The sequence below is a fragment of the Nostoc sp. genome, assembly GCF_036917555.1.
GTDB lineage: Bacteria > Cyanobacteriota > Cyanobacteriia > Cyanobacteriales > Nostocaceae > Nostoc.
The window spans coordinates 17,706-29,336 of the sequence record NZ_JBALDD010000038.1; the positions used below are offsets into that span (position 1 = coordinate 17,706).

General features: G+C 38.9%; 11 protein-coding genes. 8 read left to right on the plus strand and 3 right to left on the minus strand.

Annotation, left to right across the window (positions count from 1 at the left end; all coding sequences use genetic code 11):
• Window positions 1-8: 8 nt before the first annotated feature.
• The gene (mltA, locus tag V7K60_RS16270; RefSeq protein WP_334926889.1) at window positions 9-1,301 is read left to right on the plus strand and encodes a murein transglycosylase A; all 1,293 of its coding nucleotides are present in this window, start codon (window positions 9-11) and stop codon (window positions 1,299-1,301) included.
• Between the two features lie 116 nt (window positions 1,302-1,417).
• On the opposite strand, the gene V7K60_RS16275 is transcribed toward mltA, so the two are convergent.
• Together V7K60_RS16275 and V7K60_RS16280 are read right to left on the minus strand one after the other, a co-directional pair.
• The gene (locus tag V7K60_RS16275) at window positions 1,418-1,651 is read right to left on the minus strand and encodes a DUF3134 domain-containing protein (protein WP_094350689.1); all 234 of its coding nucleotides are present in this window, start codon (window positions 1,649-1,651) and stop codon (window positions 1,418-1,420) included.
• 204 nt (window positions 1,652-1,855) lie between these two features.
• Window positions 1,856-2,284 carry a hypothetical protein gene (locus V7K60_RS16280; protein WP_334926890.1) on the minus strand — a complete coding sequence of 143 codons (429 nt, stop codon included), beginning with the start codon at window positions 2,282-2,284 and terminating at the stop codon, window positions 1,856-1,858.
• A 269-nt stretch (window positions 2,285-2,553) separates the two neighbouring features.
• On the opposite strand from V7K60_RS16280, the gene V7K60_RS16285 reads away from it, so the two are divergent.
• The gene (locus tag V7K60_RS16285) at window positions 2,554-2,691 is read left to right on the plus strand and encodes a hypothetical protein (protein WP_334926891.1); all 138 of its coding nucleotides are present in this window, start codon (window positions 2,554-2,556) and stop codon (window positions 2,689-2,691) included.
• Between the two features lie 988 nt (window positions 2,692-3,679).
• Here the strand turns inward: V7K60_RS16285 and V7K60_RS16290 are convergent.
• Entirely contained in the window at window positions 3,680-3,802 is a 123-nt protein-coding gene (locus tag V7K60_RS16290; protein ID WP_334926892.1) for a hypothetical protein, read from the minus strand.
• 95 nt (window positions 3,803-3,897) lie between these two features.
• On the opposite strand from V7K60_RS16290, the gene V7K60_RS16295 reads away from it, so the two are divergent.
• The 6 genes from V7K60_RS16295 to V7K60_RS16320 all read left to right on the plus strand — a co-directional run bounded on the left by V7K60_RS16295 (window position 3,898) and on the right by V7K60_RS16320 (window position 11,626).
• Window positions 3,898-5,088 (plus strand): choice-of-anchor tandem repeat GloVer-containing protein, encoded by a 1,191-nt coding sequence (locus tag V7K60_RS16295; protein WP_334926893.1) that lies wholly within the window; start codon window positions 3,898-3,900, stop codon window positions 5,086-5,088.
• A 562-nt stretch (window positions 5,089-5,650) separates the two neighbouring features.
• Window positions 5,651-6,271: a hypothetical protein gene (locus V7K60_RS16300; protein WP_334926894.1), complete on the plus strand. Its 621-nt coding sequence runs from the start codon at window positions 5,651-5,653 to the stop codon at window positions 6,269-6,271.
• Window positions 6,272-6,285: 14 nt separating this feature from the next.
• Window positions 6,286-6,657: a hypothetical protein gene (locus V7K60_RS16305; protein WP_334926895.1), complete on the plus strand. Its 372-nt coding sequence runs from the start codon at window positions 6,286-6,288 to the stop codon at window positions 6,655-6,657.
• Window positions 6,611-9,358 carry a hypothetical protein gene (locus V7K60_RS16310; protein ID WP_334926896.1) on the plus strand — a complete coding sequence of 916 codons (2,748 nt, stop codon included), beginning with the start codon at window positions 6,611-6,613 and terminating at the stop codon, window positions 9,356-9,358. The genes V7K60_RS16305 and V7K60_RS16310 overlap by 47 nt, the downstream gene beginning before the upstream one ends.
• Before the next feature lie 266 nt (window positions 9,359-9,624).
• The gene (locus V7K60_RS16315) at window positions 9,625-10,473 is read left to right on the plus strand and encodes a hypothetical protein (protein ID WP_334926897.1); all 849 of its coding nucleotides are present in this window, start codon (window positions 9,625-9,627) and stop codon (window positions 10,471-10,473) included.
• A 103-nt stretch (window positions 10,474-10,576) separates the two neighbouring features.
• A complete protein-coding gene (locus tag V7K60_RS16320) occupies window positions 10,577-11,626 on the plus strand; it encodes a hypothetical protein (protein WP_334926898.1) in 1,050 nt (349 codons plus the stop codon).
• Window positions 11,627-11,631: the final 5 nt, after the last annotated feature.

An 11,631-nucleotide genomic window follows, 5' to 3' on the forward strand; every position in this document is an offset into this window, starting at 1 on the left:
GAATTTTAATGAAAAAGAGATTTGCTGGGTTAAAAAAGTTTAACAAAATTATCGCCATCAGCCTACCTGTAGTTTTGCTGATTTTACTGGTGCGGATGCAATCTTTCACGCATCAAGAACTCATTTCGCCAGAATGTCAGGTGAAAAAGTGGGATATCCCAGTGTCTTTGACTGCTGAAAATCAAGATGCATTTCTGCAAAAGCAAAAATTACCATTAATCCCAAGACTACCAATTACTTGTTGTCAAAGTGATCCTTCTTGTTTGGATGAAGTAATTTATGGAAAAATACCAGAGAAAAAGGCATTGATAAGTGCGATCGCTCGCAGTCTCCAATATCTGCAAACAGCTAATGCTGCAACTGCTTATCAAAACTATCCGGTGGCTGGGATTACGCGCGATCGCGTTTTCAAAAGCTTGAAAAGATTCCGGGAACTCCTCTTAAAAACTAATTCTGCAACAGAATTACATCAAGCCATTGAGCGGGAATTTGTTCTTTACCAGTCAGTGGGTAAAGATAACAAAGGTTCCGTTTTATTCACCGCCTATTATGAGCCACTTTACGCAGCCAGTCGCGTCCCCACAACAGAATACCGCTATCCTGTTTATCGCTTACCTCCTGATTTCAACTCCTGGAGTAAGCCTCATCCGACACGCGAGGAATTGGAAGGAGTAGATGGTTTGCAAAGTGCAAAAGGGAAATTGCGAGGATTAGAGTTGTTTTGGTTTCGCCTTCGCCTCGAACCATATCTAGCTCAAATTGAAGGTTCGGCGAAACTTCAGCTTACCGATGGTACTCAAACAACAATCGGCTATGGGGGTAATACCGCTTATAACTACAAAAGTATTGGGCGAGAATTAGTGAATGATGGCAAATTACCGCTACAAGGTATAACTATGCCAATTATTCTTGACTACTTCCAAAAGCATCCCCAAGAATTAAATATTTATATTCCGCACGATCGCAGCTTTGTTTTTTTTCAAGAAAATCACGGTGAACCAGCCCAAGGTTCTATCAATGTACCACTAACAGCAGAGCGTTCTATTGCTACAGATAAATCTCTCATGCCTCCTGGTGCTTTAGCGTTGATTCGTGCTTCTATTCCCTTCGTTAATCCTACCGGAAAAATGCAAGAGCGCATTATTAGCCGCTATGTTCTTGACCAAGATACCGGAGGTGCAATTAAAGGTGCAGGTAGAGTGGATTATTTTTTAGGTACTGGGAAAATCGCAGGCGATCGCGCTGGTGTTACAGTCAGCAATGGACAATTATTTTATCTCTTACTCAAGTCCAAGAATTAAACACACTCGCATTTTAATACTAAAATTCCCGACTTTTTAGATAAGTCAGGAATTTTAGCCTTTCGGCGTAAATGGAACGCTTGCGATATAGTAATTACGAATTACGAATTACCCTACTAGGCTTCCAAATCCATCTCAGCATCATCATCGTCATGATCGTAAGGGATATCGTCAAGGTCTATCATTTCAGAAATTTCTTCTACTTCAGTTAGATACTCAGATTCTTGATGTTCACGTTCGATTAGACGACCAGTTGATTTCAGCCATTCCAAGAGAATAAATTCATTACTTGTACGAATTACAGGCGCTCGCTGGTTACGAGGTTCTTCGCGCAAAGGACTTATAGGCATAAAAAAAACTCACTTTAAACTACAGGTTAGCGTATAAAAACGTCAAAATTGTACATTAAGGTTAAAAGTCTTGTATGACAAGTCTTTTCTCAACAGACAAAATATGACCCATTGAAGTTTTGTCTCAAGTCCATTTAGCTACTTACCATTAAAATGTCCTGATGTCAGTTTTAATAATAAATATTTCAGCAGATGCAATATATATTACAAAGCATTTGGTAGCTTGACGATAGTTTCATACATATCAGAGGGTAATGCAGACAGTCTATTTGCTACAGCGACTGCATCAGCTAAGTTACTAAATTGACACCGGACTATTTCTTGTCCATTTCCTGAAGGGAATCGTTTCCGAGCTTTATTAGATACAGCACAAATAATCGCTAAAGCTTTGGCGAACCCGTCTTTGGTCAATATTCTTTCTTGAGCGAACCCTTCAACAGGGATAAGACAAACCTCAAACCGATACCCAGGTCTGGGAGAAACAGCTAAGTCGATATATGGTTTATCTTCTTTTCTGATTCGGCGTAAATATTTGGCTGTTGAATTAGGATCATGCAAATCAGTCCCAAGGGCGTAAGTAAAAAAGCAATCTTCTGTGAGGGACTCAGGACGAGTAATTATATCAGTGGGCATAAGTTCCAGTAGTATCCGTATGTTGTCTGCGTGTGTGACACACTAAACTTGTCCGTTCTTCTTGGCACATTTTCTTTGACAGTTAGGTGTATCAGTGTCAGGCGAGGTATTACAATACATTTCGGCTAACTAAAATTTCAATTTTTGGAATACTTATGACATCAAACACCTTCAGAATCAAAGGGTGTAGAGATTTAGATTCGGAGAGGGGTCTATATAGTCAGTCACATGACCGAAAATATTTCTCAACAAATAACATCATAACATAGTTGACGCTAAAGCCTGCGATCGCTTCACCTGACAGCATCAGTGAATGCCTAAAAGCGATCGCAGTCACAAACTATCTGAATATTTCTTTATACTCATCTACTTATAAACTTCAATGCTACTCAATTTACTATCTCTAGTTGAATTAGATCAACTGCTAAAACACTTAGCTATGTACTGTTGCAAATGCCCTATATTTCCTCATTCTTAAGAGTATATTCATGAGTTATTAACATAAATTATCGCCTAATAAAACTCCAGGATTATATTTATAATCTTGGGGCATAATTTTCATATTCATACCAAGATATTTACAGGATTTTGCAACTACATAAGTTACATCCCTTCCCAATCCTCACACCACTTGCTTTCATAGCAGGAACGCTAAAAGCGAACAAGTGAGCAAAGATCGAGTTTGGGGAGGGTGGCGAATTTCTGTACCTTACGTTGACGTAGCCTCTGTCTTCGACACGCTGTTCGCGTTCGTAGAGAAGTTGAAATCTGCTTTATAAATCTCAAAGAGGCAAGGGTGGTTAAGACCAAAAACGATATTAACGTAATTATGGTAAGCTTAAATATATTTTGGGAATTTAGAGGTGTTTGAAGAATCGTTTTTATGGCATTTTTATTCATTTATTCAGAGAAAAATCTGAAATTTTCACTGAATATGTAGTTTTTTTTATTAAGATTTTTTAGAGATTTTAATCTGTATTTAATAGACCTTACTAATTACTTGACAAACTGCACACTATTAATACCTATTTTGAATCTAGAGTTAGTGACTATTTATGTCAAAATTGTGGATTTTTTACCGTTTTTTGTGTTTTTCACGACATCAAAATAAATAAATAGTGGTTTATGCTACCTAACGAAATCATTAATTGTGCCATTCACGTTATTGACTCACTGCTAGTACGGTTTTTGTGATGTAGGTAAAAAGAGGCTGTCTGAGTCCTTTTCAAATAGGGCTATACCAACCAGGCATTTTTGTACTAGTGTTTAAGCTAACAAATTATACCAGTCCTAGATAAAAATGCGCTCAACATATTAGGTTAATGCGTAGCAATATCTTGTAGGTAAAGAGTAAAACCAACACGTACAAGATGTTGGGATCTTGGATTTCGTCCTTCAAACGCCACTGGCTTCTCCCTTTGAGTCAAAGGAGACGTTGGGCGTAGCTTGCTTAAACACAGAAAAGCCGAAAAACCCTTCTACATCCGTGGTTTTCAAGCCTACATGTGTAGGAATCATTTTTCAAATTGGTATTAGTCATGAGTAGCAGCCATCACAAAATCCGTTATAACTAGCTACGATTCCGTCTCCATTAAACTTTTTTGAGGTATTCAATGAACAAGATTAATCTGTACAAACAACACCAGACCAAAAACAAGGTATTGATTTTTACTTCTTTGACTGTTTTGGCTTCTTCATTAGTACTACCTTTCCAACAAGCCTTTGCTGCAACATTGACTACTGTTGTAAATTTCAACGGCACCAACGGAGCTACACCAAGAGCTGGTGTACTTAAAGGTAACGGTACTGACAACAATCTTTATGGAACTACTTCTGCTGGTGGCACTTCTGGCAAAGGAACTGCATTCAAGTTAACTCCTACTGCTTTCACTACTCTGACCACATTGATAAACTTCACCGGAACCTCTGGAATCAACAAAGGGACTAATCCAGTCGCTAGGTTATTCCAAGCAGCCGATGGCAATTTATATGGGGCAACCTTTACAGGTGGTACAAGTAACCTCGGCAGTGTGTTTAAGTTGGCAAAAACAGCTTTTACAAACCTGACTACTCTTGCAAATTTCACAGGCACTAATGGGGCTAACCCAGCAGGCCGACTGATTACAGGTACTGATGGCAATTTGTGGGGGACAAGCTCTACAGGTGGGGTCAATAATAAAGGAACTATATTCAAGGTTTCGCCCACTACCGGGGGACTCACCACTATCAGAAGCTTCAGCGGTACAGATGGAGCAACTCCATTAGCAAGATTGCAACTGGCTACCGATGGAAATTACTACGGCAGTACTTCTGTCGGTGGAGCAAGTGCTAAAGGAGTTGTGTTCAAGTTAACTCCCGCAGGAATACTGACTTCATATAGCTTTAATGGCGCCAATGGCGCAAATCCACAGTCTGGATTAATTGAATCTAGCGGATTCCTCTATGGCACTTCTAAACTGGGTGGAGCCAACAATAAAGGAGCTGTATTCAAGGTTCCGGTCGGTGGCGGTACACCCGTTTTAGTTGCCAGTTTTAATGGCACTAATGGGGCCAACCCAACAGCTGCACTCATCAAAGCAAGCAATGGTAACTTCTATGGCACAGCTTCTGCTGGTGGGGCAAATAACAAAGGAGTCATCTATCAGCTGACTGGAGCAACCATCACCGGCTTAATTAGTTTTAATGGTACTAATGGGGCAACGCCAGAGTCCACGCTGATTCAGCTCTCGAATGGTGCAATTTATGGTACTGCCTCTTTTGGCGGTAGTTCTAATCTAGGAACTGTGTTTAAGTTTGTAATCTAGTTCCAAATCTAATCGGCGTGTAGAAAATGGTAAAACGTACATTTGAACGTTTACCATTTTTCTACAATCTATCTAAACTTTTCAAGACAGGTATTTGAATTTCGGTGACTCAATACTGTTTCATATCATGTTCGCTCTGAAGAACCCTAAAGAGCCAAAACGACCCTTGGTCTGCCCTAAGAGCAAGCCTACGGTGTACATACAAGTCTGAAATGTTTATAGCAGTTCGCTCAGATACCTGTGAGGTAGAGAAAGTCAAGGTTTTGAAGTTGGTTTACCCTGGCTATCTGTATGAGAAGATTGAGAAAATTCTCAAACTCGAGAGGACTCTACCAGTTCAATCTCGATATTTGCAATCCAGCTTTTCAAATCAGAGAAATTTAGTTTTAAATAAATCTTAATATCATGTTAACTTAACTTTAGAATACTAATGTAGAATATAAAACTTTACTACAGGTTTATAATTTGATTAATAATCAATGATGTTAAAATATGTTGAATTGTAGCAGTTGTAAAATTCGATACAAGGATTAATTATAATACACCATAGGAAAATTAGCAAATGTTTAGACAAAGTTCTCACGAGAGAAACTTTTTCAAAGCTTTAACTGTTAGTGCGGCGAAAGAATCTCACAAGTTAAGACGGGCATTTAAATCCTGTCTGACTATTCTGCTTGAATCTGTACCTTTTTTGATTGCTTGTGCTGTATTGGTTAGCGTTATCAGCCTCAAAAGTCCTATCTTGCTCTTTTGTTTACTTGTTGGTAGTTTAATTGCAGTCATCATCCAGCAAATTGGTCAGCAAGTGAATTTACCAAGGCGATCGCTAATATTATTACAAATTTTAGCAGCAGCGATCGTTCTGAGTTTATATTGGTTAGACTGGTTTGCAGCCCCTGCACAAGCTCAATTTTTTGGGAAAGCTGAAGACTTTTTCAAAAACAGCTTCCGTGGTTCAGCAACCAATGGTGGTGATAGCAACACAGCAATAAGTTTGATATTTAATGTGTTGCGGGCAATTTACTTACTCTATATTGCAATTTCCTTAGTTGGTGTGATTAACGCAGTGCGTAAAGATGAAGATTGGCAAAGCATCGCCAGAACTCCCCTATTAGTGGTTGTTGCTGTTACCGTTGCTGATGTACTTACAGGCTTTGTAATTGGCGCTAGCCCTAATAAATAATTCAGATATTTCAAATGTCTCAAGAGCGGGAACAAGAATTTCGTCCAGTCAATCAAGTTCTGGGAAGCCAACCTTCGTTAGGGCCAATTCCTGCCGATCAAATTCTTCCTTGGACAGGAATTGCCTTAGCCTCCTACTTTATTATCAATGGAATTTTTGGTGGGATTTTCCAAGAAGAGTTTCAAAAGTGGTTGTGGACAATACTAATGACTGGTTGGGGAATAGGGACTTGGTGGATTTTAACTGGTGGTAGGAGTTGGAGTTTTTTAAGTAAATTTATTGGCGTTCCCGCTTGGACAAGAGGCTTTGCTCGTTATCAAAGCTTACTGGAAGTTAACAATGAAGCAAAAAATCGGAAAACAAAGCGTCGGCATCGCCGGAAATGAAAGTAGATTAACACCATTTGAAGATGCCTTGCACTTGGCGACAATGCTGCGTGTTGCAATGAATGGACGTGATATTGGCGCTTACCTGTTGACAAAAGGTACTCAAAAAGATCGGTTCTGCTTTGTTTTTGGTTTTGATTGTAAGGGAATTCATACTACCTTAAGACCGGAACAAATTGATACACTTTTTAATAACATTGAAGCTGGATTAAAAGACATTCCTAGTGGTGAAAGGATGACGCTACACTTGGGTTCTTTTAGTTCAGACAAAGAGCGCCAAAAAGAGTTAGCAACATTAATCAGAAATGCATCATCGCGAGACATAAAATATTTGTTGATGGCGGAGAGAGCCAGAATTAAAGAACTGACTATTTCTGGGATTCGTAAACCTAAATTTTTGCGGATTTATGTAACTTACACCATTGAATCTAACTCGCAACACGCAGATGATTGGATAGAAAAGCTTTTAGTCAAAGCAGAATCCTGGTGGTTGAAATTTAAAGGCGATCTTTTAGAAGTAGAAAATCAACGTATCGAAACCCTGATTACAAATGCTTACAACCAGGGTTTTCTCCGTTGGGAACAAATCTTATCTAACAAAATGGGATTGGATGTCAAACCTTTAAGTGCTGATGAACTATGGGGAGAAATCTGGAAAAGGTTTAATGATACGCAGCCAATAGATATTCCCCAGTTAATGACTTTAGATGAAGAAGGATTACACGAACAAGTTAATTCCGATTTAGCTAGTACTAAATTACTGCTAGACAATATCCACGGCACAACTTTGCTGATGGAATCTAGTGTACCTTGTGCCGATCGTCGCTGGGTTAATGTTAATAATCGTTATATTGGCACACTGTCATTTTTGGAAAAACCCGGTGGTTGGACTAGTAAATCGGCTCAACTGCGCTATTTATGGGAACTGTTGGCCAGAGAAACAGTAGTAGATACAGAAATTTTTTGTGAGTTGACTGCTGCAAATCCAGCAGTGGTAAAAACTACTTTGCAACGAGTGCTGAAGCAGTCAAACATGACGACAATCATGGCTCAAGAAAAAAGTAAAACTATTGATGTCAACGCTCAATTAAAGTTGAAGAAGTCGGTAGCAGCACAAGAACAGTTATTTGAAGGTGCAGTCCCGATTTATACGAGTGTCGCTATTTTAGTACATCGTCCAACTGTAGAAAAATTAGATGAGGCGACAAGATATATTGAAAATTGTTTTCAACGCCCAGCCAAGGTAATTAGGGAAACTGAATATGCTTGGAAAATTTGGCTGCAAACTCTACCGATAGTTTGGGAGGGTTTATTAGCAACACCCTTCAATCGGCGCCAGCTATATTTAACAAGTGAAGTTCCGGGATTAATGCCGCTAGTTTTAAGTAAAAAAGGTGACAAACAAGGCTTTGAGTTGATTGCTGAAGAAGGCGGAACACCCATACATTTGGATTTATTTAATCAACACAAAAATTTAGCTTTGTTTGCGACAACTCGTGCTGGTAAATCGGTGTTGGTATCAGGGATTTTAACTCAGGCTTTAGCGCATGGAATTCCGGTTGTGGCGTTAGATTTCCCCAAACCTGATGGGACATCTACTTTCACTGACTACACAGAGTTTATGGAGGGGAATGGAGCTTATTTTGATATTTCCAAACAATCGAATAACTTATTTGAACAGCCAGACTTACGATCGCTAGAAGCAGAACAACAGCGCGATCGCTTTAACGATTATACCGCCTTCCTCGAATCAGCGTTAATGACAATGGTTTTAGGATCGTCCACTGAAAGTCAAATTTTATCGCAAACCGTGCGATCGCTGCTCAACTTAGCCTTAGAAGCCTTCTTTAGAGATGAAGGGATCAAAGAGCGATATCGACAGGCGATGGAAGGAGGATTTGGCACTCTTGCTTGGCAGAAAACCCCCACTTTAAAAGATTTTCTGTTTTTCTGCTCACCAGAACACTTGCAGCTAAGTTCTTTAACTGGCAGAGTCGAAGACGCTCTCAGTCAAATTCAGTTGCGCTTACGCTTTTGGCTTTCTAGCCGCGTCGGACAAGCCATTTCTGCACCATCCAGCTTTCCTACCGATGCACAACTTTTAGTTTTTGCTCTCAGAAACCTATCAGATAGTGAAGATGCTGCCGTACTATCCTTGAGTGCTTATTCAGCCGCACTCCGACGCGCATTAAGTAGTCCAGCTTCCATATTCTTTATCGACGAAGCACCAATTTTATTTGAGTTTGAGCAAATTTCTGACTTAGTTGGTAGAATTTGTGCTAACGGCGCTAAAGCCGGTATCAGAGTTATCTTATCAGGACAAGATCCTGACACCATTGCCAAATCCAAAGCTGCATCGAAAATATTGCAAAACCTGACAACACGATTGATTGGACGCATTCAGCCAGTTGCAGTAGATAGTTTTGCAGACATCTTGAAATATCCCCGCCAAGTTATTTCTCGTAATGCCTCAGAAAGCTTTTTTCCCCGCAAAGAAGGTGTTTATAGCCAATGGTTATTAGATGATAACGGTATTTATACATTCTGTCGTTACTATCCAGGTTACGAACAATTGGCAGCAGTTGCTAATAACCCTTATGAACAAACTGCACGTAGCCAAATGATGCAACTTCATAGTGATAAATATGAAGCAATTTCTGCGTTTGCACGTCAATTAGTGGCGACTCTGCGTAGTAGTTAATCGAGTTCTTTAGGCAGTTAACAGTGAGTCAAACCATTTTGGATTTTAGATTTCCGATAGCGTAGCATTAGCGAGTTACAAGCGTCTTTTAGATTTACTGCACCCACTCTTGGTTTGCAGCTTAGGGATTTTAGATTTACAGTTCATTGCAACGGGAGTTGAACCGAAAACTAATTCTATTATTCAAAATCTAAAATTAGCACGGTTTAAAAGCTAAATTTTTACCTTACTATATAATGTAGTTTATCTTTCTCAGGCACAGATGTATGCGAAAAACTACCATTTTCACTTTTACCTTGCTATCATCCCTAGCAATATTACCAGCAGTAGCACAAGTTCAGACGGGCGGATTAGGTCAGGTTTGGACTGATTTTCAATCATATTCCAAAGATATGCAAGATTACTTTCAACATAATAATGTGAAGGATACCTTAAACCCTTTAGAAGAAGGTCAGAGTCGAATTGCTATTGAGAATGCCAAGGGAGATTTGAAGATACCTAACCCCGTCACTGCGGGACAAAAAATTCGTGATGATGTAATTAACTACTCTTATAATTCAGATGCGAAATCAAGTCGTTTTGAGAATAATTCAGTAGTGCGCGGAAATTTAGCTAGCAGCGAACTTAATCGTATCATTACCCGTGGAGTAGCGGTAGGTGTTCTTGGTAAAAATGGACAAATTAGGACAAAAACGAAGTTAGAAAATACTGAGAAAAGTCTGGAAGATATTGAGGGATTTGCCCAGGAACTAGATACTAACAATAATACATTCCTCGAAAAAATTAGGTCCGGTATTACTAATGCAACTAAAGATGCAGCTAAAACCGCTGAACCAACAGTAAATGCTATTTCTGGATTGGCAGAATTGCTAGGTGTTAGTCAAGTGCAAATAATGAAAATTCAACAGGAACAAATAAAAATTGTAGCTGAAACATTTGGTCAGACATTACAAACAAATCAGGCTTTGCAATATACCAACTTAAATTTAGCAAACATTTCTCAGCAGGCAGAAGAAACAAATCGTGCTCGAAGAGTAGAAACATCCACAGAAGCAGCGCGACTTTTACGAGCGACTTCTCAACTAGATTTGTTTGGTAGAAAAGTTAATAAGTAGGATTTTAAGAAAATAACTCTCAATTTTTAGACAACTTTTAAAATCCTTAACTTCTGATAAACCAACCAACAGGAAATCTAAAAAAACAGCCCATAAACTCAAAATGCAACTTGCTATTAAACTAGTTTTTGCCCAAGTAGGCATCGATCAGATTCTCGACAATGGTGCTGCAACTTCCCAAAGCATTGCCGAAGGTTGGGACAAACAATGGCTGGATTTATTACAAAATAACACCAGTAATAACTTGTATGGAGCGCTGACAAATCTGGGTATTTTTTTTGCTGTAGGAACCCTGTTATTTTTTATGATACAATTCCTCAAAGACTTAATATCCTATGAATACACCCGTCCTATATCAGCTTTAATTTGGCCTTTTATTGTAGTAGTACTCTTAAGTAATTCAGGCAATGGAAGTATACTATCTAATCTGACGTTGGGAGTGCGAAATTTTTTAAACACTGTAAATCAGCAAGTAGTGGTTTCAGCAGATGCAGATAAAATATACCAGCAAGCACTGAATATGAGTGTTGCTGAAGAAGTAGCTGGTTCTTTACTACGTCCTTGTCAATCTCTTACTGGCGGACAACAAAGTCAATGTTTTGTGAAAGCTGCTGAGAAAGTTAACGTTCTTTGGCAGAAATATAGAGAGATTTATGGAAATAAAAGCTGGATAAATAGACTACAAACAAAGGTAGATAATATCAGATATGGGACTGGCATTGTATCAGAAACTTCTTTTAATTCTCTGTTAGGTTCTACAGTCCAAACAAGTATCAAAAACTTTTTAGTTTCCTTACAATATGCATTTCAGAATTTGATAGAAGCTACTATGTTGTTAATAGCAGTTTTAGGACCAATTGCTGTAGGTGGATCTTTACTACCTGTAGCTGGTAAACCAATTTTTGCATGGTTGACTGGATTTCTATCTATTGGAATCGCCAAAATTTCATTCAATATTATTGCTGTGCTGACTGCCGCAGTGATTGTCAATGGCCCAGGTCAAAATGCTAATGTTGATCCAGATTTAATGTGGTTCATAATTTTTCTGGGAATTTTAGCACCAATTTTATCTTTACTTGTGGCCGCTGCTGGCGGTTTTGCGGTCTTCAGTGCTATCAGCAGTACGGCTTCTTTAGTAAAGGAGAGGATATAGAAAAT

Bases quoted from the DNA above. Each gene is read 5' to 3' on its own strand.
- mltA (WP_334926889.1), top strand. From the start codon at position 9: ATGAAAAAGAGATTTGCTGGGTTAAAAAAGTTTAACAAAATTATCGCC.
- V7K60_RS16275 (WP_094350689.1), bottom strand. From the start codon at position 1,651: ATGCCTATAAGTCCTTTGCGCGAAGAACCTCGTAACCAGCGAGCGCCT.
- V7K60_RS16280 (WP_334926890.1), bottom strand. From the start codon at position 2,284: ATGCCCACTGATATAATTACTCGTCCTGAGTCCCTCACAGAAGATTGC.
- V7K60_RS16290 (WP_334926892.1), bottom strand. From the start codon at position 3,802: ATGATTCCTACACATGTAGGCTTGAAAACCACGGATGTAGAAGGGTTT.
- V7K60_RS16295 (WP_334926893.1), top strand. From the start codon at position 3,898: ATGAACAAGATTAATCTGTACAAACAACACCAGACCAAAAACAAGGTA.
- V7K60_RS16300 (WP_334926894.1), top strand. From the start codon at position 5,651: ATGTTTAGACAAAGTTCTCACGAGAGAAACTTTTTCAAAGCTTTAACT.
- V7K60_RS16305 (WP_334926895.1), top strand. From the start codon at position 6,286: ATGTCTCAAGAGCGGGAACAAGAATTTCGTCCAGTCAATCAAGTTCTG.
- V7K60_RS16310 (WP_334926896.1), top strand. From the start codon at position 6,611: ATGAAGCAAAAAATCGGAAAACAAAGCGTCGGCATCGCCGGAAATGAA.
- V7K60_RS16315 (WP_334926897.1), top strand. From the start codon at position 9,625: ATGCGAAAAACTACCATTTTCACTTTTACCTTGCTATCATCCCTAGCA.
- V7K60_RS16320 (WP_334926898.1), top strand. From the start codon at position 10,577: ATGCAACTTGCTATTAAACTAGTTTTTGCCCAAGTAGGCATCGATCAG.